At 66.1% G+C, this 19,993-nt stretch carries 19 protein-coding genes; 3 read left to right on the plus strand and 16 right to left on the minus strand.

The window, feature by feature from the left end; genetic code table 11:
* Positions 1-31 precede the first annotated feature (31 nt).
* The gene (locus AC1Z3O_RS28875; protein WP_483519807.1) at positions 32-1,021 is read right to left on the minus strand and encodes an asparaginase; all 990 of its coding nucleotides are present in this window, start codon (positions 1,019-1,021) and stop codon (positions 32-34) included.
* A complete protein-coding gene (locus tag AC1Z3O_RS28880; protein ID WP_483519809.1) occupies positions 1,021-2,016 on the minus strand; it encodes a tripartite tricarboxylate transporter substrate binding protein in 996 nt (331 codons plus the stop codon). Before AC1Z3O_RS28880 ends, AC1Z3O_RS28875 begins: the two co-directional genes overlap by 1 nt.
* A 128-nt stretch (positions 2,017-2,144) precedes the next feature.
* Here AC1Z3O_RS28880 and AC1Z3O_RS28885 point away from each other — a divergent pair, with 128 nt between their 5' ends.
* The gene (locus AC1Z3O_RS28885; protein ID WP_483519811.1) at positions 2,145-3,035 is read left to right on the plus strand and encodes a LysR family transcriptional regulator; all 891 of its coding nucleotides are present in this window, start codon (positions 2,145-2,147) and stop codon (positions 3,033-3,035) included.
* A 14-nt stretch (positions 3,036-3,049) separates the two neighbouring features.
* Here the strand turns inward: AC1Z3O_RS28885 and AC1Z3O_RS28890 are convergent, their stop codons facing one another.
* From AC1Z3O_RS28890 to AC1Z3O_RS28930, 9 genes are all read right to left on the minus strand, one after another.
* Positions 3,050-4,168, minus strand: a complete 1,119-nt coding sequence (locus AC1Z3O_RS28890) for a TauD/TfdA family dioxygenase (protein WP_483519813.1) — start codon at positions 4,166-4,168, stop codon at positions 3,050-3,052.
* A 52-nt stretch (positions 4,169-4,220) separates the two neighbouring features.
* Complete coding sequence (locus AC1Z3O_RS28895; protein ID WP_483519814.1) at positions 4,221-4,409, minus strand: hypothetical protein; 189 nt, start codon at positions 4,407-4,409, stop codon at positions 4,221-4,223.
* Between the two features lie 282 nt (positions 4,410-4,691).
* Entirely contained in the window at positions 4,692-5,648 is a 957-nt protein-coding gene (locus AC1Z3O_RS28900) for a Bug family tripartite tricarboxylate transporter substrate binding protein (RefSeq protein WP_483519816.1), read from the minus strand.
* Between the two features lie 19 nt (positions 5,649-5,667).
* A complete protein-coding gene (locus tag AC1Z3O_RS28905; protein ID WP_483519818.1) occupies positions 5,668-6,099 on the minus strand; it encodes a Zn-ribbon domain-containing OB-fold protein in 432 nt (143 codons plus the stop codon).
* A gap of 2 nt (positions 6,100-6,101) precedes the next feature.
* A complete protein-coding gene (locus tag AC1Z3O_RS28910; protein ID WP_483519820.1) occupies positions 6,102-7,226 on the minus strand; it encodes a thiolase family protein in 1,125 nt (374 codons plus the stop codon).
* A 10-nt stretch (positions 7,227-7,236) separates the two neighbouring features.
* The gene (locus AC1Z3O_RS28915; RefSeq protein WP_483519822.1) at positions 7,237-8,013 is read right to left on the minus strand and encodes an enoyl-CoA hydratase/isomerase family protein; all 777 of its coding nucleotides are present in this window, start codon (positions 8,011-8,013) and stop codon (positions 7,237-7,239) included.
* A gap of 9 nt (positions 8,014-8,022) precedes the next feature.
* On the minus strand, positions 8,023-9,186 hold the full coding sequence (locus AC1Z3O_RS28920) for an acyl-CoA dehydrogenase family protein (protein ID WP_483519824.1): 1,164 nt from the start codon (positions 9,184-9,186) through the stop codon (positions 8,023-8,025).
* Positions 9,187-9,258: 72 nt separating this feature from the next.
* Positions 9,259-10,467, minus strand: a complete 1,209-nt coding sequence (locus AC1Z3O_RS28925) for a CaiB/BaiF CoA transferase family protein (RefSeq protein WP_483519826.1) — start codon at positions 10,465-10,467, stop codon at positions 9,259-9,261.
* A 68-nt stretch (positions 10,468-10,535) separates the two neighbouring features.
* The gene (locus AC1Z3O_RS28930; RefSeq protein WP_483519828.1) at positions 10,536-11,513 is read right to left on the minus strand and encodes a tripartite tricarboxylate transporter substrate binding protein; all 978 of its coding nucleotides are present in this window, start codon (positions 11,511-11,513) and stop codon (positions 10,536-10,538) included.
* Between the two features lie 128 nt (positions 11,514-11,641).
* Here AC1Z3O_RS28930 and AC1Z3O_RS28935 point away from each other — a divergent pair, with 128 nt between their 5' ends.
* Complete coding sequence (locus AC1Z3O_RS28935; protein WP_483519830.1) at positions 11,642-12,556, plus strand: IclR family transcriptional regulator; 915 nt, start codon at positions 11,642-11,644, stop codon at positions 12,554-12,556.
* Positions 12,557-12,612: 56 nt separating this feature from the next.
* Here the strand turns inward: AC1Z3O_RS28935 and AC1Z3O_RS28940 are convergent, their stop codons facing one another.
* The 4 genes from AC1Z3O_RS28940 to AC1Z3O_RS28955 form a co-directional block, all read right to left on the minus strand.
* Entirely contained in the window at positions 12,613-13,587 is a 975-nt protein-coding gene (locus tag AC1Z3O_RS28940) for an NAD(P)H-dependent flavin oxidoreductase (RefSeq protein ID WP_483519832.1), read from the minus strand.
* A gap of 80 nt (positions 13,588-13,667) precedes the next feature.
* Positions 13,668-15,011, minus strand: coding sequence for a short-chain fatty acid transporter (locus AC1Z3O_RS28945; RefSeq protein WP_483519834.1), 1,344 nt, complete (start codon positions 15,009-15,011; stop codon positions 13,668-13,670).
* Positions 15,012-15,063: 52 nt separating this feature from the next.
* The gene (locus tag AC1Z3O_RS28950) at positions 15,064-15,519 is read right to left on the minus strand and encodes a MaoC family dehydratase (RefSeq protein ID WP_483519835.1); all 456 of its coding nucleotides are present in this window, start codon (positions 15,517-15,519) and stop codon (positions 15,064-15,066) included.
* A 42-nt stretch (positions 15,520-15,561) separates the two neighbouring features.
* The gene (locus tag AC1Z3O_RS28955; protein ID WP_483519836.1) at positions 15,562-17,169 is read right to left on the minus strand and encodes an AMP-binding protein; all 1,608 of its coding nucleotides are present in this window, start codon (positions 17,167-17,169) and stop codon (positions 15,562-15,564) included.
* Between the two features lie 400 nt (positions 17,170-17,569).
* Between AC1Z3O_RS28955 and AC1Z3O_RS28960 the strand changes: the two genes are divergently transcribed.
* A complete protein-coding gene (locus AC1Z3O_RS28960; RefSeq protein WP_483519838.1) occupies positions 17,570-18,310 on the plus strand; it encodes a TrmB family transcriptional regulator in 741 nt (246 codons plus the stop codon).
* Between the two features lie 147 nt (positions 18,311-18,457).
* On the opposite strand, the gene AC1Z3O_RS28965 is transcribed toward AC1Z3O_RS28960, so the two are convergent.
* Positions 18,458-19,972: an efflux transporter outer membrane subunit gene (locus AC1Z3O_RS28965; RefSeq protein ID WP_483519840.1), complete on the minus strand. Its 1,515-nt coding sequence runs from the start codon at positions 19,970-19,972 to the stop codon at positions 18,458-18,460.
* Positions 19,973-19,993 lie beyond the last annotated feature (21 nt).

Consider the following 19,993-nt stretch of genomic DNA (forward strand, 5'->3'; position numbering starts at 1 on the left):
CTGGATGGCACCACGCCGGCGTGCCGTTGACTCAAGTCTCGAACAGGTGCGCCAGCGCGTCCGGCCCCACCAGATCGTGCTGCAGCGCCAGCATGAGGACGATGCGCGCCTTCCAGGGCGAAAGGTCGCCGCTGAGCACCGCGCCTCGTTCCACCATGGACTGCGAAGAACCAGGAAAACCATAGCCGGCTCGCGTGCCGCCGCGGGGAATGCGGGTTGACACAACGATCGGTATGCCCTGCTCCAGCAGCTCCAGGATGGCTTCGTGCATTGCAGCGTTGACATGGCCCGAGGCCACGGCTTCGATCACCAGGCCGCGCGCTCCGGCGGCAACGGCGGCGCGTACCAAGGCGCCGTCTGCACCGGCGTACATCGGGACGATATCGACCCGCGGCAGCTCTGCGCCGCGCAGGGGCAAGTGCAGGCGCCGCAGCGGCGAGCGGTGAAAGGTGATGCGGTCGTTGACGACAGCGCCCAGGTAGCCCCATTCGCCCGACTGGAAGGTCTCGACGTCTACCGTATGCGATTTGGCGGCCTCGCGCGCTGCATTGATGTGCTCGTTCAGTGCCACCAGCACCCCATGTCCGCGCGCCGCCGGGGCGCGGCAGATCTTCAGCGCGGTGAGCAAGTTGCGAGGGCCATCGAAGTCGCGCGCGGAGGCGTTGCGCTGTGCCCCGGTGACGACCACTGGCTTGTTGGTGCGCAGGGTGAGGTCCAGGAACCAGGCGGTTTCCTCCAGAGTCGATGTGCCGTGTGATACGACCACGCCCGCGATATCCTCGCGCTCAAGCAGCGCCTGGGCGAGCGGTTGCAGCCCCACCCAATGCTCTGGCCCCAACTGCGGCGAGGCGACGCGGCAGAAGTCATGCACTTCCACGTCGCCGGCTTCTGCGCCCAGCATTTCTAGAAGGTCTTGGCCGCCCAGTACTGGCATTGCGAGCCCGGTAGCGGCATCAATGCGAGACACGATCGTGCCGCCCGTCGTGATCAGGGCGCAGCGTTGTGGCAAATTCTGGAGCATTAGTCGAGTGTAACTTTGGCGGATTTGACAACAGCACCCCACTGCATGATCTCGGCGTCCACGAACTTCGAGAACTGCGCGGGCGAGCCACCAACTGGATCGCCGCCAATCGACTGAAGCTGTTTGTGGACGTCGGGCATAGCGAGAATCCGGTTCACTTCTGCATTGAGCTTGTCGATGATGGGGCGCGGCGTCTTCGCCGGTGCCGCCAGGCCATTCCACGAAAGCACATTGAAGTTCGGCAGTCCGGCCTCCGCCATGGTGGGTACATTCGGCAACTCAGGAATGCGTTTCGGGCTCGCTACCGCGATGGCTTGCAGCTTACCGGGTTGCAGGTATTGCTGCACCCCAAGGGTGGTCATGAATCCCATGGCCACGTGTCCTGCCAACAGGTCCTGCAGCGCTGGCACCGCGCCCTTATACGGAACGTGAACGATATCGACACCGGCGCGCATCTTGAGCATCTCGCCCGCGAGGTGCGGTGAGCCTCCCACGCCGGTTGAAGCATAGTTGAGCTTGCCTGGCTCAGCCTTTGCCAGCGCGAGCAGTTCCTTCAGGTTGTTCGCGTGTACCTTCGGGCCGACCACGAGAATGCTAGGCGAAGCCATGAACTGCACGATGGGCGCGAGATCCTTGCGTGTGTCATAGCGCAAGTTGTTATACACGGACATATTCGTCGCATTGGCAATGGTTTCCACCAGCAAGGTGTAGCCATCCGGTGCCGCGCGCACAACCTGCTCAGTGGCAATATTGGATCCCGCTCCCGGCTTGTTCTCCACGATGACCGGCTTTCCCCATTCCTGTGTCAGCTTCTCCGCGACTACGCGAGTGATGAGGTCAGTGGGGCCTCCTGGCGGATAGCCGAGAAGGATGGTGATAGGGCGCGAAGGATAGCTTGCGGTGTCCTCGGCGGCGAATGCAATGGGCGTGGCGGCGAATCCGGCCACGATCCCGGCAAGGCCAAAGGTCATGGCCCTGCGGATGGGCTTGTTCATGGGGGCGTCTCCTGTTTGTCGCTACGGTCGCTGAATGCAGCGCCCGCGGGCGTGTTTGATGGTAGATTCTAGATCTTGCGCCTTTTGCATAAAGCTACATTTGTGCAAGTGATAGTGAAGAAAAACTGATGAAGCTGTCGTTCTTCGAGACTCTGGAAGCCGTACTTCGGACTGGCAGCATGGCCGGCGCTGCTCGCGAGATGCATGTGACGCCTAGTGCAGTCAGCATGCAGATGAAGCAGGTGGAACGCCACTTCGGGCAGCCCCTGTTTGATCGGGCAGGTCTCACCGTGCGGCCACGACCGATCGCGTTGGAGATCGCTGCAGTGATGCGCGAGCCGATGGTCCGTCTGGAAGCGCTGCGTCTTCGCACGGGTGGCCGGGTGGAAGGACAGGTGCGCTTGGGTGTCATCGAGACGATGCAGGCAACGCTGCTGCCTGCTGCGATGGTTTGGCTGCGCTCGCATCACCCGGCGCTACAGGTGCGGCCGGTGCGCGGCCGCACTACGGAACTGCTGGACTCGGTGAAAGGGGGCGATCTGGATGCGGCGATCGTGGTGCAACCGGCCAAAGGGGGGTCCCAGCGGCTATTCTGGCACCCCGTGATGCGCAAGGAACTGGTGCTTGTGGCTCCCCCTCAGTCAACTGAAGCGCATGCGGCAGCCTTGCTCAAACACTATGAATGGATCCGCTTCGACCAGGAGACAAGTACCGGTCGCCTGGCCGCGCATTGGGTCCGCGAGCACGCATCGGGCCTGCGGCCGACGGTCGAACTGCAATCGGTGCAGGCCGTGCTGGCCATGGTCAGCGCGGGACTGGGCGTCTCCATCGTGCCGGAGCCGGACACGTCCCCGATCCAGCCCCTGCCAGTGCGCATCGTGCGTTTGGGGCGCAATGCGCCGCGCATTCAACTCGCGCTCGTTGCGCGGCCCGAAGACGCGGATACCCGCAAGCTCCAAGCGCTGCGCGACGCGGTGATGGCAGCATCAGGTGACGCGGCAGGAAGCACTGGCCGCTGACCGCACTCCCACCCTCAGGCGGCGAGAGTGGACGCCTTGCCCCCAATGGTCCGAAGCTTCAGCGGCATGCCCAGGAAGGCGGCCTGTCGCGTCTCGAAGTCGATGAAGTCCTGCGTTAGATGGTCGCCGCGCAGCCCGCCTCGCACCGCCCCCGCGCGCGTGTCGCCGAAGTAAGCTTCCCATTGGGGGGGCAGCGGCTGTGAGGAAGGCACGGACAGCCACAGACGGTACAAGTGCCGCTTCAGGTCAGGATCTTCGTAATCCTCGAAATCGGTGCGCGAATGCAGCGTGACGTAGCTATTGAGCAACTGCATGTCGCCCCGCTCCAACCACATCGAGAAACACAGATGCGGATCCATCATAAGTTGGTCCAGCAGGTCTAGTGCCTCCTCCTGCTGCCGCGTCAGGCGCGGAACCTCCGGAAACTCACGCTGCGCTGCATTGACGTTCTTGCGATTGGCCCGCATCGCGAAGAACTCCGGATCGTCGCCAAGGATCGGGCACATGTAGAACGGCGGTTTCCCCGGGCCTTGCGCGCCTTGGTAGCTGTGGTACCACGGCCCCTGCAGTACCGGGATCAGGTCCGGTCGGCGGCGGGCGATTTCGTCACGCAGTGCGATCGAACTCACCACTTTGCTCTCGCCACCGCTGCGCGCCGTGCGCCGGCACAGCAATGCTACGACGTCACAAGAGTCACAGTGAAAGTCCAGGGAGGCGTTGGTATTGTAGCCGCGGCTGTTCTTCGTCTTGTACGCGCCACCCTCGTTGCGCACGTCCGCAATGAACTGGCTAGCACGGTTCTGGGTGCGGGCCGTGCCCATGACCATGCCCATACCCCAATAAGCCAGGCGGGCCTCGGCCTCAGTCCAGCGATCGGTAGGCAGACCTTTGACCAGGCACATGCCCCAACGGCCCTGCGTGATATCGATCGCCCGCTCAAGTGCGGCGCGGGAGACTTCGGGCAGTGGGAAGTCCTGTGGTGTCATGGCTGTGAGCGGCTTGTTCGCAGCAATCGCCTGGAGCAGCGCATCGTGAATGCCTTCGGCCTCGTCGGGCGACAGCCGCAGGATCCAGGAAGCGTCATTCCTGGCTTCGTCGGCGGTCCACGCGCGCGGACGGAAAGTGGTGGTCATTGGACGGATCTCCTCGTGTGTTAATGGCTCGTCGGCCTCGACGAAGGAGAGTCTAGGTTCGGTTGCGATCAGAAAAAAGCGCGAAGTTCTTCAGTCCTTGTGAAGGTTTCTTGATGAACCAAAAGGCAAGCCGCACTTTGGCTCCTTGGAATACCTGTAAGGGGACGTTCACCGGATTGATCAGGCTTTTTCCGGTGTAGCCTTTCGTTCTGTAAATTGCAGAGAGGGCCGTCACGAACATCGAGCGATGCCATATCGACGGCAAGAAGGTGCACCTGATAGGCCGTATGGAAAACCCCGGCCGGTACATGCGCTCAGCGAGCGCTTCTGGCTGTGCCAGCCATAGATGGATGACGGATGACGCCTGCTAATGCAGGCGAATCGTCTACTTGCCCAGATGTAACTCAAGCAAAGCAATGGCGCACCCGCGCTAGCCTGGGGATGGTGCGGCCACTCGCCTCTGCTTGATATCCCCTGTTGATACCATCCCATGCATCGTCATTCGGATGGCTTCGCCACTGGCTTATTCGAGCTTCAGATGATTGGCCTGGATGACCTGCCCCCACCGCTCACGATCGGACTTGTACAGCGCACCAAACGCCTCAACCGTACTTTGCATGGGTTCAGCGCCCAGGCCCGCCAAGCGCTTGCGGAAGTCGTCCCGCTTGTCGATCTCGGCAACGGCATTGGAGAGGCGCTCGACAACATCACGTGGCAGCTTCGCCGGCCCCAGCAAGCCAAACCAGTTCGTAGCGGCGACACCGGGAAAGCCCTCCTCCCTGATGGTGGGGACCTGCGGCATCTGGGGCGAGCGCTCGTCCTCGGCGGCAGCCAACACACGCAGCGTTCCCTCGCGCACGAAGGGCTCGACGGTCGGCATGCCGACGAACATGGCCTGCACCTGGCCGGCTACCAGATCCATGGTGGCGGGGCCGGTTCCCTTGTAGGGCACGTGCAGCAGTTTCGTCCCCGTCCTCAGTTGGAACAACTCACCCACCAGATGCGGCGTGCCGCCCGTTCCCGACGAGCCGAAGGATACCTTGCCGGGATGCGCCTTGGCGTACTGGACCAGGTCCGCCACCGACTTCACCGGCAACTTGCTGTTGACGATCAGGAAGTATGGTGTCGATGCGACCGGCGCGATCGGCGTCAGGTCGGTCAAGGCATTGTAGGCAGGTTGGCTGTACAGGAACTCGTTGATCACCACGACGTCGGAGGTCAGCAGCAGCGTGTAGCCATCCGGAGCAGCCCGCGCCACCTGCGACGTGCCGATCATCGAGTTGGCGCCGGCCTTGTTCTCCACCACGATGCTCTGTCCGAGCGATTGACCCAGTTCCTTGGCAAGCACCCGGCCGAGGATATCCGTCGTTCCACCGGCCGCATAGGGGATGATCAGGCGAATGGGCTTGGATGGATAGCTGCCCGCAGCATGCGCTACGACGCACTGTAGTGCGGCCAGCACCACGACCAGCTTTCTCAAGTGTCTCATCGCTTCCTCCTCAGGATTTCGCCATCAGCCGGAACTGCGCTAACGGCCTTTCATGCCCGGTGTCTATTGCCAGTCGTACCGGCGCGCCGACGGAAAGTTGATCGTTCTCATCGAGGATGTTCGTGATCAGCCGCGGACCTTCCTCGAGTGCGACGATGGCGACGTTGTAGGGTAACCGGTCCTTGAAGGCCGGGTCGTAGGCCACGTGGTACACCACCCAGCTGACAATCTCGCCTCGCCCGCAGGCCTCGCGCCAGCTCCAGTCCGTGCCCAGGCATTGCGGGCAGAGCGCCCGCGGAGGCAGCCAGCGGTGGCCGCAGGCGCAACCCTGGTAGAGCAGGCGGCCGTGCTTCAGCGCGTGCCAGTACGCCTCGTTGATGCTATCGATTTCCGGCGCCGGACCGGCTGCCGCCTCTGTCGTTCGTGTTGTGGATGCGGCCATGGTCAGTTTCCGAGTATCAGCGTGGAATGGGTATGCATGACGCCGCCCTGGTTGCTGACCAGCGCGACGTTCGCGTGCGGCACCTGCAGCCCGGCCGTGCCCCGCAGCTGCCGCACGGCTTCGATGACCAGCTGCATGCCCGGCATGCCGGTCTCGGCGAGCAAGCCTCCGCTGGTGTTGAGGGGCAGCCTGCCGCCGATCTCGATCTGGCCATCGCGCACGAACTCCCCTACCCGGCCCTTCTCGCAGAAACCATAGTCTTCGAGTGTCATGAGAACCGTGATCGTGAAGCAGTCGTAGATCTGCGCCACGTCGACATCCGCCGGCTTGAGGCCCGCCATCTCGAAGGCGAGCCGGCCCGAGCGCACGGCCTCGGTGGAGGTCAGCGTGCCGCGCAGCGGCAGGTCGAACGAGGTCTGCGCCCCGCCCACGCCCAGGATCGGCACCGCCTTGTCCACCTGCAGCTGCCTTGCTGTGTCCGCGCTCATCACCACCACCGCCGCGCCGCCGTCGGAAACCAGGCAACAGTCGTCGCGCCGCAGCGGCTCCACGACCCAGGGTGCCGCCAGGTACTCCTCCATGCTGATTTCCTTGCGCAACTGCGCGTGCTCATTGCGCGCGCCGTGCTTGCGCGCGGCCACTGCCACCGCGCCGAAGGCTTCCTCGGCCGTACCGTACTCCGCCACATGCCGCCTGTGGATCATCGCGTAGCCGGCCGCAGTGGAGAACCAGCCGTAGGGCGCCTCGTTGCCACGCGGCCGCCCGTAGGCCTGGCGGGAACCGCTGCGCGGATTGTCCGCATAGGAGACCAGAGCGATCTCGCATTGCCCGGTCTCGATGGCCATCATGGCCATGTCGATCAGCGTGATATTGGCGGCGCCTCCCTGGTCCCAGGCACCGCCCCAGCGGGGCTGCAGGCCAAGCGCCTCGGCCACCTTCTGCCCATACAGGATCTCCTTGGATGCAGACGTCGGTACCTTCAGGAACAGGCCGTCGACCCGCTCCTTTTCGATGCCCGCGTCCTGCAGCGCCCGGCTGCACGCCATCGCGTTCAGCGTGACGGTGTCCAGCCCGAGCTTGCCGTATCCGGTATGGCCGATGCCGGCGATCACATATCGTCCGCGCATAGCATCCTCCTCATTTCGCGGCGAAACGGGCAACCCGCTTCTCGGCGAACGCCTGCCGGCCCTCCTGCGCGTCCTCGGTGGCGGACAGGAACCTGTTGGCGTACTGTTCCATCCGCAGTCCCGCCGCCAGGCCCATGTCTGGCCCGCGTACCGCCAGTTCCTTGGCGGCCTGCACCGCCAACGGTGCGTTCGCGGCAATGCGCCGCGCGTACTGCATCGCGGTATCGAGCAGTTCCGCAGCCGGCACCACCTTGTTGACCAGCCCCCAGCGCTCGGCAACGGCCGCGTCGATGCGGTCTCCGGTCAGCAGCATCTCCATCGCGATCGCGTAGGGCAACTGTGCGGCCACGCGCTGCGTGCCGCCGTTGGCCGCGATGATGCCGCGCTTGACCTCGGCCAGGCCGAAGGTCGCATGCTCCGCCGCGATGCGGATGTCGGTGGCCAGCAGCAACGTCATCCCTCCGCCGACGCAGTAGCCGTTGACAGCGGCGACCACGGGCTTCCAGACCTCCAGCCCGCGGTTGAGCAACTGGTCCTTCTGGGTAAGGTAGAACTCCGCGGCCGGAGACTGCCTGCCGACGTAGCTCTTGAGGTCGGCGCCGGCGCTGAAGGCCTTGTCGCCCGCGCCGGTGATGACCGCCACGCGAATTTCCGTGTCATCGCGCACCCGCTGCCACGCCTGCGACAGCGCGGCGTAGTGTTCGGCATCGAAGGCGTTGTGCCTGTCCGCACGGTTGATGGTGATCAACGCGATGCCGCTCTCGAGGATGTCGAAATCGATGGACATGATGGCCTCCTAGTTGCCCGAGAGCAGTTCCCGCGCCAGCACCATGCGGTGCACCTCGGAGGGGCCCTCCCCGATCCGCTTGATGCGCAACTCGCGGTACCAGCGCTCCAGCGGCAGCTCCTTCGACACGCCCATGCCGCCGAGGATCTGGATGCAGCGGTCCACCACTCTTCCCGCCGTTTCCGTTGCCACCACCTTGGCGATCGATGCCTCGGTCTTGAAGTCGAGGCCGGCGTCGCCGCGCTGCGCGGCCTCGTACACCAGCAGGCGCGCCTGGCGCAGTTCCATCTCGCTATCGGCAATCATCCACTGGATCGCCTGCTTGTCAGCCAGCTTGCTGCGGAAGGTCTCGCGCTCGCGCGCCCAATCGATGGCGATCTGCAAGGCCTCCTGTGCGATGCCGATGGTGCCGGCCGCATAGGGCACGCGGCCTTCCACCAGCCATTTCTCGCACAGCGCGAAACCCTGGCCCTCTTCTCCCAGGCGGTGCTCGACCGGCACTTCCACGTCCTCCAGCACGACCTCGTACGGCGACCACGAGCGGATGACAGGAATCTCGCGGCATTCCATCCCTTTCGGCTTGCCCTCGATGATGAAGCAGGTGATGCCGCCGCGCTGCCCCTGTTCGCCGGTGCGCGCAAAGACCAGGCCCCAATCGGCACTGGCAGCACCGGTGATCCACATCTTGGCGCCATTGAGCAGGTAACGATCGCCCCGGCGCACAGCCCGGGTACGGATCGACCGCGCGGGATCGGAGCCGCCGGACGCCTCGCTGATCGCCACGAAGGCCTTGCGTCCATCGCGGATCGCGGGCACGGCGAAGCGCTCGATCTGCTCACGCGTGCCCAGCAGGATGGGCGCTGGCGGATTCGAGCCGGTGGCGCCACAGGCCGGGATATAGGCGCCCATGCGGCAGCGCGCGGTCTCTTCCGCGATCACCGCGGTTGCCAGCAGGCTCATGCCCCCGCCGCCATACTCCACCGGGGCGCGCACGGCCCATAGCCCCATTTTCCTGGCCTGTTCCTGGAGAGGCTGCAGCAGCTCGGGCGGCAGGCTGAAGGCATCGTGCGGGACCTTGTCTTCCGCGGGGCGCACCTTCTCGCGCATGAAGCGCCGGGTGGTATCGCGTATCTGGATCAGCTCTTCCGGCAAGCCGGCGTTGTGTGCACTCATGGGATGCTCCTGATGGATGGGCGCGCCCGTCACGGCAGCGGGCGCAGGCAAAGTGGAGGGACCGGGCAGGCGCTAGCTCAGTGCGCCCTGCTCGCGCAACGCCTCGATGTTGTCGCGGGTCATTCCGGCCATACGTGCCAGGACCTCGTCCGTATCGGCGCCCAAGGGCGCGCTCGGCACATAGGCGGGCGTATCGCGGTCCTGGAAGACGAGCGGACTGCCATGCGCCAGCATCTCGCCGTATTGAGGATGCTGCTGCCAGCGCAGCATGCCCGTGGCGTGCAGATGCGGATCGTTGATGACTTCATCGAGCTCGCGCACCGGCGCGCACGGCACGCGGTGCTGGATCAGCAAGGCGAACAATGCCTCCTTGGAGAACGCGCAGGTACGCTCCCCGACGGCATGGTCCAGCGCCTCCATGTTCGCGATGCGCGCGGCGCGGGTAGCGAAGCGGGGGTCGGACTGCCAGTGCTCGCGCTCCAGCGCCTGGGTCAGCGCGGTCCAGTGGCCGTCGTTGGCGGTCAGGATGGCGATCTCGCCGTCGGCGGTCGGATAGACGTTGTAGGGCGCCATGGTCAGGCCGCCGTGGCGATTGCCGGTGCGCTTGCAGCCGCGGTCGCCGCGCTGATGCAGCCCCAGGCTGGAAAGCAGGCTGGGATAGACCGCGCTCAGCATCGAAACCTCGACCGTGCCGGCCTTGCCGGTAGCCGCGCGCTCATAGAGCGCGGTGACGATCGCGCCGTACAGGTGCACGCCGGCGAAAAAGTCGCAGAGCGCCGGCCCCGCCTTCAGTGGCGGCCCGCCGGCCTCGCCCGTGATCCCCATCACACCGGCCATGGCCTGCACCGTCAGATCCATGGCCGGGTAGTCGCGGTAGGGACCCACGCTGCCATAGCCGGAGCTCGATGCGATGATGATGCCGGGGTTGGCTGCGCGCAGCGTTTCGTGCCCCAGGCCCAGCCGCTGCATGACGCCCGGCGCGAAGTTCTCCACGATGACGTCGGCGCCTTCGACCAGCTTCAGCAGCGCTTGGCGGGCCTCGGGGATGCGCAGGTTCAGCACGACGCTCTGCTTGTTGCAGTTGAGCACCGCGAAGGGCTCGGCCACACCCTTGGAGCGCTCCCGCTTGCGCAGCAGTTCTCCGGCGGGCGGCTCGATCTTGATGATGGTGGCGCCGGCCTGCGCCATCAGGAACGTGGCGTAGGGCCCGTTGTAGATCTGTGTCAGGTCGAGGACGACCACACCGTTCAATGGCGGCAGCGCTGTCTTGTTATCGTTCATCTCGGGATCCGGTTGCGGCTTCGGTTGCGGCTTCGGTTGCGGCTTCGGTTGCGACTTCGGTTGCGACTTCATCGGGGTTGCAGGCCGAGGCGCTGCGCATCGTCGTGGAACCGTTGTTCGACCTCGCGCGTTTCTTTGCGGAAGTCGTCCAGCGTGCCGCGATAGGGGTCCAGGGACAGCGATGCCATGCTCTGCTTGACCGCCTCGGAATCCATCACCTTCTGCATCGCGCGCGCCAGCACAGCCTGGATGCCGGCTGGCGTGTCGGACCTGACGTAGAGGCCGTACAGGCTGCTGCCCACCACGTCCGGATAGCCCAGTTCGGCGAAGGTGGGCACGTCGGGAAGGAAGGCGCTGCGATGCACATCGCTGACCGCCATCAGCCGCAGGCGCGGCTGGCTGCGCTGGGCAACCGCCAGGGATACCGTGGCGAGATAGGCCTGAATCTCCCCGGAGATGACAGCCTGCACGCCCTCCATGCCACCCTTGTACGGCACGTCCGTCCAGGTGAACCGGCCTGCCCGCTGCATCGCGTCGCCCAACACCTTGTAGACGGACGCGCCCGAACCCAGCGTGCCGTGGTTCATGGATGACGGTTGCCGCCGGGCGTAGGCGAAGTAGTCATCCAGCGACTTCACGGGCAGGTCCGCCGGGATCAGCAGGACAAATGCCGTCTTGGTCAGCGGGCTGATCGGCGTGAAATCCGACAGTGCATAGCCCGGGCGCTTCACGCTGGAAAGTGCCGTCATCAGGCTGCCGCTCTGGAGCAGCAGCGTGTAGCCGTCCGCCGCCGCACGCTTCACCACGCCGGTGCCGATGGTGGTTTCTCCGCCCGGGCGATTCTCCACCACGACGGGCTGGCCAAGCGTCTTCCCCAGTTCCAACCCGACCATCCGCGCCAGGTTGTCGGTCGACGCACCGGGCGGGTATGGCACGACCAGCTTGATCGGCCGGTCCGGATAGGCCGCGGCAGCGGCGCTCGTGGCGGCCAGCAAGGCGAACAGGGTCGCGATCAGTCGCCCACAGAAATGCAGCTTGATCCTCACATCTGCCTCCATCCTTAAAAGCAGAACTATGTTCCCTATTAGGTTACGCTGTTCTACTATTTGGAACGTGAAATCATTCTAAAGCAGGAGAAGGCGTGATTCCATCAAACTGTTCCAGGGGTTTTCCCTTGAATGCGTTGCACAAAAACAAGGGTCAGGACGAGGTAAGATCATTCCAGCGTGCGCCGGCACGCCTCGCAATGAAAACCACGGAGAATCTGCAGTTGGAGCTACCCGAAGAGCCGTTCAGCCCGGAACCATCCGGTCAACCGAAGAGCCCTGTCCTGGACCGGACCATCGTCAAGGTGTTCTCACTGATGGAATTGCTGGCAAGCTCGGAGCAGCCCCTCGGGGTCTCGGCGATCGCCCAGCAACTGGACTTGCAGAAGAGCAATGTGCATCGGCTGCTGCAGACGCTGCGGGCACTCGGCTACGTACAGCAGCACCCGGAGACCAGTCGCTACTCGCCCACGCTCAAGACCTGGGAGTTCGGCATGAAGGTCGCGGGCCGCAATGCGATCAAGCGGGTGGCCCTGCCCTTCATGCGCATGCTGCACCAGCAGTACCAGGAGAATGTGCACCTGTCGGTGCTGGTCGACACGGATATCCTGTATCTGGAATCCATCAGCGCCAATTACCCGATCCGGACGGCGACCCAGGCCGGCGGCCGCATCCCGGCCGTCTTCCCTGCGTCCGGCCGGGCCCTGCTGGCCCACAGCCCCAAGGCCCGCGAAATCGTCGCCGAACTGATCCGCACGCACCCGCAGGCCGCGCAGCTCGAGCTGGAGACCGTCATGGCCGAGCTGGGTGAGATCTTCCGCAAGGGCTATGCCATCTCGATCAGCGGTTGGCGGGTCAATGTGAACTCGGTTTCGGCTCCCGTCCTGGTGAGCGATGGTTCGGCCGTTGCCGCGGTCGGCATCAGCGGGCCGACGGAACGCATGTCCGTGGAGCGGCTGGAAGAGCTGTCTGCGGCCGTGTTGAACACGGCGGCGCAGATCGGTGAAATCCTGAGCAGTACGGCGGCGAGCGGGGCGGCTTAGAAGCGCGCCGGGGTCCGCTTACACCCGGCGGCCTGAGCATGGCGCCGGCGCCGCGCTTACAGTGCGGCGATGCGGGCCTTCGCCTGCCGGTACTCGGTCGCGAGGCGCGCAACGATCTCGCGCACCGGAGGCATGTCGCCGATCTGCCCCACGCCGTGCCCCGCGCCCCAGATGTCCTTCCAGGCCTTGGCCTTCGAGCGCCCGTCCGCGAAGCTCATGAGGCTCTTGTCGGCAACGTCGAGGCGGTCCGGATCGAGCCCGGCCAGCTCGATGCTCTCGCGGACATAGTTGCCGTGGACGCCGGAGAACAGGTTGGTGTAGACGATGTCAGCCGCGCTGGCGCGCAGCAGCGCCTGCTTGTAGGCAGCGCTGGCATTGGCTTCCTCGCTGGCGATGAAGCGCGTGCCCATGTAGGCGAAATCCGCGCCCATCGCCTGCGCCGCCAGGATGGCGTCGCCCGTCGCAATGGCGCCGGACAGCGCGACCGGGCCGCGGAAGATGCGCCGGACTTCGCCCACCAGCGCCATCGGCGAAAGCGTGCCGCCATGGCCGCCCGCGCCTGCGGCCACCACGATAAGGCCGTCGACCCCCGCGTCCAGCGCCTTGCGCGCATGGCGCAGGTTGATGACATCGTGCAGCACGATGCCGCCGTACGCATGCACGGCATCGATGATCTCGCGCACCGGCGCGCGCAGCGAGGTGATCAGAATGGGAACCTGGTGCTTGATGCAGGTCTCCACATCCTTCTCCAGCCGGACGTTGGAGGCATGGACGATCTGGTTGACGGCGATGGGGCCGACGGTTGCGCCGGGGTTGGCTGACTTGAAGGCGTCCAGCTCCCGCTTCATGTCGCCCAGCCAGGTGTCGAGCAGCTCGGGCTGGCGGGCGTTGAGGGCCGGGAACGAGCCGACGATGCCTGCCTTGCATTGCGCCAGCACCAGTTCCGGATAGCTGACGGTGAACATCGGCGAGGCGATCACGGGCAGTGCGAGCTCGCGCAGGACGGGCGGGATATGGGAAATCTCAGACATGGTGATATCGACGGAAAAGCGCGGGTCTCGCGGCGGTTGCATGGAAGCGGGGGAAGCAGGAAAACCAGGGGAGCGCGGGCTCAGCCGAGCCGCGCCCAGATCAGCAAGGTGACGATGTACACCGCGCCCACCCACAGCATGTGGACGACGGTGTAGCCCATGATGTCCTTCAGGTGCAGGCGCGACAGCGCCAGCGCCGGCAGCAGCCAGAACGGCTGGACCAGGTCGTTCCAGGCGTTGCCCAGCATCACGGCCATCGCGGTCTGGTTCAGCGGCGCGCCCAGCGAATGCGCCGCCGCGATCATGAAGGGCCCCTGCACTACCCAGTGGCCGCCCGCCGAGGGCGCGAAGAAGTTGATCAGGAACGAGCTGACGATGCCCCACAGCGTCAGCGTGTGCGGCGTGGAGATGTCGACGAAGGCATGCGAGATGCTCTCGACCAGCCCGCTGCCCGCCATGATGGCCATCAGGCCCGCATAGAACGGGTACTGCAGGATCACGCCGCCGACGGCCTTGATGCCCTCGTTCAGCATCTCGACATAGCGCGCGGGCGTGCCGAGCAGCACGACGCCCGCGAACAGGATGATGAAGTTGATGATGTTGACGTCGAACGCCTTGCCGGCCGCGAAGTAGCGATAGAGGTAGATCGCCGCCACGGCGCCGATAGCAAGGCTGAGCAGCCAGCTTTCGTTGAGGCGCTGAGCCAGCGTCCTGCCACCCGCGGGGGCCGCCGCCGGCGCACCGGCGGCGCCGCGCTCGGCCGGCGCCAGCGCGGGGTCGATCGGCACCACCTGGTCGCGGCGGCGCGGCAGCATCATCACGTTCAGGATCGGCAGCGTGACCAGCAGCACCAGGCCGGCCAGCAGCATGGGCGCGGAGAAGATGGTCTCGCGCAGCGGAATGACGCCCATCGCGTCCGCGAGTGCGTGCCCCTTGGTGGAGATCACGATGGGAATCGTCGCCGACAGGCCGATGCCGTAGAGCGTGAAGCCGCTGTAGGCCGAGGCGATGATCAGCGGGTAGTGCACGTCGCGCAGCTTCAGCGCGAGCTTCTTGGCGACGATGCCGCCGACCACCAGCCCGAATCCCCAGTTGATGTAGCTGGCCACGCCGCCGACCAGCGTGGCGACCACGACCGCCGTGGCCGGGCGCTGCACCCGGCTGACCAGCGCCGACAACAGCGCGTCGACCAGCGGCGCGCGCGCCAGCACGTAGCCCATCACGAGGATGACGGCCATCTGCGTGGTGAAGCCGAGCAGGTTCCAGAAGCCCGCGCCCCAGTTGTCGACGGTCGCGAGCAGGCTCTGCTGCTCGACCACGATGGCCAGTCCCATGGTCAGGATGGTCAAGCCGATCGCGAACACGAAGGGATCGGGCAGGTACTTGCGCATCAGTTCGGTGAAAAAGCTGGTCAGGCTGTGCATGGATGTCTCCTCTTGTCGTTGTCGTTGTCGTTGTTCGTGATCCGCGCCGGCGTCAGGCCGCGCCGCGCTTGAGCACCAGCACGTCGCTGACGCCGTCCTGCACGACCGCGCCATGCTGGTCGAGCAATTGCAGGCTGCGGTTGATGCGCCCGACGCGTTGGCTCGTGCCGGCCTCCTTCTCCAGGATGCCCAGGCGCAGGTGCAGCGTCTGGCCGACGAGCATGGGTGCGACGAAGCGCCAGTTGCTGAGCGACATCATGGCCACCACGGTGCGCTCGAAGATGCCGAGCTGGTGCATCATCCCGGTGGCCATCGCGATGCCCAGCGTGCCATGCACCACGCGCTGGCCGAAGCGGGTCTGGGCGGCGAACTCGGCGTCGGCATGGATGGGGTTCCAGTCGCCCGAGAGCATGGAGAACATGGTCAGGTCGGTTTCGGTGACGGTCCTCGCCGTGCTTTCGAAGACCTGGCCGACCTCGAAGTCTTCGAAGTAGTAGGAATGGGACATGGTGTTTCCTTGGAATCTGCGGTGGGTGCGCACGCGGCGCGTTCAGCCCTGCGCCAGGCGCTCGATGGCCATGTCACGTAGCTTGTTGCGTTGTGTCTTGACGCCGTTCGAGCTCTGCGTAACCGGGTACTGGTCGACCAACCAGATGCGCGCCGGCACCTTGAAAGACGCCGTCTGCGCGGCCATCTGCGCGATCAGGTCGGCCTCCGCCGGCATGCACCCGGGGCGCGGAATGACGAACGCCACCACGCGCATGCGGCCCTCGATCTCTACCGCGACGACCTGCGCGTCGGCCACGCTGTCGAAGCGCTTGAGCACCGCCTCGATCTCGACCGGGTTGACCAGGAACCCGCCCAGGCGTATCGCATCCCCCATGCGCGTCTCGTAGACGAAGGTGCCGTCGTCGCGCAGGTGGCCGAGGTCGCCAGTGCGGAAGAAGCCATCCGGCAGCACCACGGACGCCGTCGCCTGCGGGTCGTTGAAGTAGCCCAGGAAATTGCTCGGGGCGAGGATCTCCAGCTCCCCCGAGCGCCCGGGCGGCAGCAGCTCGCCGCTCTCCGTGTCCCGCACGCGCACCTGCGCCAGCGCGGCGGCCACCGGCCGGCCGCCGCCCTCGATGCGAGCCTCCAGCGGCAGCTCCAGCGGCTGGCTCGCGAACAAGGCCAGCACCTCGCTGCTGCCGTAGAGCCCGACCAGCGGAATGCCGCGCGACCACGCCTGGCGCGCATCCTCGCCAAAGCTCGAAGTGAAGGCGCCGAAGCCGAACAGCCGCGCGGCGGGGAACGGCCGCTCGCCCTCGGCCGCTTCGGCCATGCGCTGGTACATCTCGTCGCTGCCGAAGGTGTGGGTGACGCGATGGCGCTGCGCCAGGCCGGCCGCGGCCTCGCCGTCGAAGGCGTCCATCAGCACGGCCGGCGCGCCAGCGGCGAACGCCGCCAGCACCCCGTTCAAGCCGAACACGCCGCAGAACGGCAGCATCGCGAGCAGGACCGCATCCGGCTGGTCCAGCCCGTAGGCGCGGGCGCAGCGGCGCGCGTGGTCGACCAGCGTGCGCTGCGGGTGCATCACCAGCTTGGGCCCCTTGGTCGTGCCCGACGTCGTGAACAGGATGGCCGCCTCGCCGGGGTCGGAGCTGTCCGCTGCCGGCGCGCTACCGGCGCACGCGCCATCATCATGGCCCGGAAAGCGGGCAACGGGACGCCCGAGCAGCGTGCCGGCGGTGTCGTCGCCGGCATCGACGACCACGATGCCCTCCAGCGCCGGCAAGGCATCCGGAGCGATGCCGCGCAGGATGTCGGCGAAGTCGATCTTGCGAAAGCCCGGCTGGCAGACCAAGAGCCGGGCCCCGCTCTTGCCGAGGATATGGCTGACCTCCTCGCTGCGATAGCGCGTGTTGACCGAGACGAGCACGGCGCCCAGGCGCGCCAGCGCAAACAGCAGCGCCAGCCATTCAGTGCGGTTCACCAGCCAGACCGCAACCCGGTCGCCGCGGCGCACGCCCTGCGCCTGCAGCCACGCCAGGGCCTGCCTGCACTGCGCGTGGAATTGCGCGACGGTGATGGTGCGCTCGCCTTCGATGAAGGCGGTGGCGTCGGGCGAGGCCTCGAGTCGTTGCTCGATCAGGCTCCAGAGCTTGTCGTTCTGTTCCAAGGGGATGGGCTCCTTCGATTCCATGGGGGCGTGCCATTCCGCAGAAACCGCCGGCTGCGTGCGCAGGGACGAGCGCCCCCACGCCCTGCGCGTAGCGAAGGCGGACTGGCAACGATTCGGTGCGGGTGGATGCGGGCGCGGCCCCGCCGATCCGGGCAAGGGCCGTGGGCGGATTGCCGCCGGGCTAGGAAGCTCAGCCCGGCTTTGGCGGCGAGAAGGTCATGCTCTTGTCTCCTGTCGTGGTGCCCGCATCGTGGCGGACACCTGGCATGCCGCAGATTATGGCCAGCGCCCTCGCCGGTGTCAACGCGTATGTCCAAATCTATGGACAAACTAATTCATTGATTTATAATGTTTTTTGTTTTCTGAAGACAGCGTTTGTCAAAACAAAAGGACAGCCATGGATCTGGAACTCGCGATGCATCAACTTGGAATCCGGGGCAAGTTGTACAACGCCTACATGGCATCGCTGGAGCTCGGCGAAGCCACCGTCAACCAGGTGGCCACCCGGGCCGGCCTCGGCCGCACCACGGCATACAGCGTGATCGAGCGGCTGCAGGAAGAAGGATTGGTGCTGCTGGTCGACCGGGAGGACAAGCGCTTCGTCGTGCCGGAGGATCCCAACGTACTGATGCGGCGACTGGAAGCTCGGCAGCGCACGCTGGCCGAGCTGATGCCGCAACTCCGCTCGCTGTACAACAGCTCCCGCACCAAGCCGGAAATCCGCTTCTACGAGGGACAGGATGCGGTGCGCACGGTGCTGTGGGACACCCTGACGGCGCAGTCGAAGCATCTGCGGGGCGTGCTGTCCGCCGCCCAACTGCTGGAGTCGGTCGGCAGCGTCGGCATGGAGGAATACATCTCCAAGCGCGTGCAGGCAGGCATCCGGCTGCAGGTGCTGCGCTCGTCGTCGCAGGACATCGATTCGCTGTGGCCGCACGCCGATCAGCAGTTGCGCGAGCTGCGCTACGCTCCTGAACACATCACGCTGGCGATGACGACCTATGTCTACGACGACAAGGTCGTCATGCTGTCCTCCAAGCGGGAGGACTACGGCCTCATCATCCAGAGCCACGATTTCGCGACCCTGTATGCGGCGATGTTCGATGGTCTATGGGCCATTTCGCAGCCGATGCGCTGAGCTGGATTCAAAGCGGGCTCGCAGCCGCCTATCCGCCGAAATCGGTCCCCACCTGCCACGCCATGCGGGAAGGTGGATGGAGGCCACATCGCGGAACGGAATCACGTCCTGCCGAGGCAGCAGAGGCCGCCACCCTCCCGACGAGCTTCAACGGGCTTCCGGCCCGACCGGCGCCACGCTGGCCACCGGCACCGCGCTGCCGCCAGGCGTACCCCAGCCGCCGCCCAGGCTGCGCACCAGCGACACCGTCGCCGCGGCGCGCAGCCCCGCCACCTGGTTGGCTTCGCGCTGTGCCTGCAGCACCGTGCGGTCGGCGTCGATCACGGTGAGGTAGTCCACCGCGCCGGCATCGTAGCGGCTGCGCGAGATGCGCTGCGCGCGCCGCGCGCCGGTCAGCGCGCTGTCCAATGCCTGCGCCTGTTGGCTCAGCCAGCGGCTGTCGGCCAGGCTGTCTTCCACGTCGCGGAAGGCCACCAGCACGGTCTGCCGGTAGCGCGCCACGCTTTCCTCGTGCTGGGCGCGTGCGGCCGCCAGGTTGGCGCTATTGCGCCCGCCGTCGAGGATGGGCATGGCGATGGTGGAGCCGATCAGCGGACCGAGCGCCCACACGGTGGACGACCAGCGGAACAGGTGGGAGAGGTCGCCGGACTCGAAGCCGAACAGGCCGGTCAGTGTGATGCGCGGGAAGAAGGCGGCCTTGGCCACGCCGATGCGGGCATTGGCCGCGGCCATCAGCCGCTCGGCCTGGGCGATGTCCGGGCGACGCTCGAGCAGGTCGGACGGCAGGCCGGCCGGAATTGCCACCGGCTGCGTGTCGAACGGGCGCGGCGGCATGGAGAAGGCGGCCGGCGGCAAGCCGGTCAGCACCGCCAGCGCGTGCTCCTGGTTGGCGCGGCGGCGCTCGATGCCCGCCAGGTCGGCGCGCGCGGTGCCCAGTTCGGCCTCAGCGCGAGCCGGGTCCAGGTCCGTCGTCTCGCCGGCGTCAAAGCGGCGCTTGAGCAGTTTGAGCGCGTCTTCGCGCAGCGCCACCGTGGCCTGCAGCAGCTCGCGCTCGCTGTCCAGCGTGCGCAGGGCGAAATAGGCCTGGGCCACGTCGGCCTGCAGAGCGAGCTGGACCGAGCGATACAGGTCTGCTTCGGCCTCGCCTTCGGCGCGCGCTGCCTGTGTATTGCTGGCGACGCGGCCGAACAGGTCGAGCTCATAGCTGGCGAAGGCCCGGGCACGCAGCAAGGTCTGCGGCGGCACCTTGGTGCCATCCGGCAGGCCGTTGGCGGCGGCCGAGGTCTGCGCGCGCGTCGGGTCGAGGCCCACGCTGAGCTGCGGATAGAGGTCCGCCTCCGCCACGCCGGTCAGCGCGCGCGCCTGCTTCAGCCGCGCAGCGGCGGCGGCCAGGTCCTGGTTGGCGCTGGTGGCGGCGTCGACGAGGTGGTCCAGTTCGGGATCGGCGAAGATCTTCCACCATTGGCCACGGTCGGCGCCTTCGGCCGGCGTGGCGGTCTTCCAGTTGGCAGCCTCGGCGCGCGCGCCTTCGGCTTCCTTGAAGGCCGGCACGGCGGCGGTCTCGGGCACCTTGTAGGTGGGGGCGAGCGAGCAGCCGGCCAGCACCAGCGCGGCGGCCAGCGTGGCCAGGCGGGGCAGCGAGCTGTTGAGTTGTCGGATCATGATGTGGTCCTCAGATGCTGT

The organism is Cupriavidus sp. 09_S30 (genome assembly GCF_056930435.1).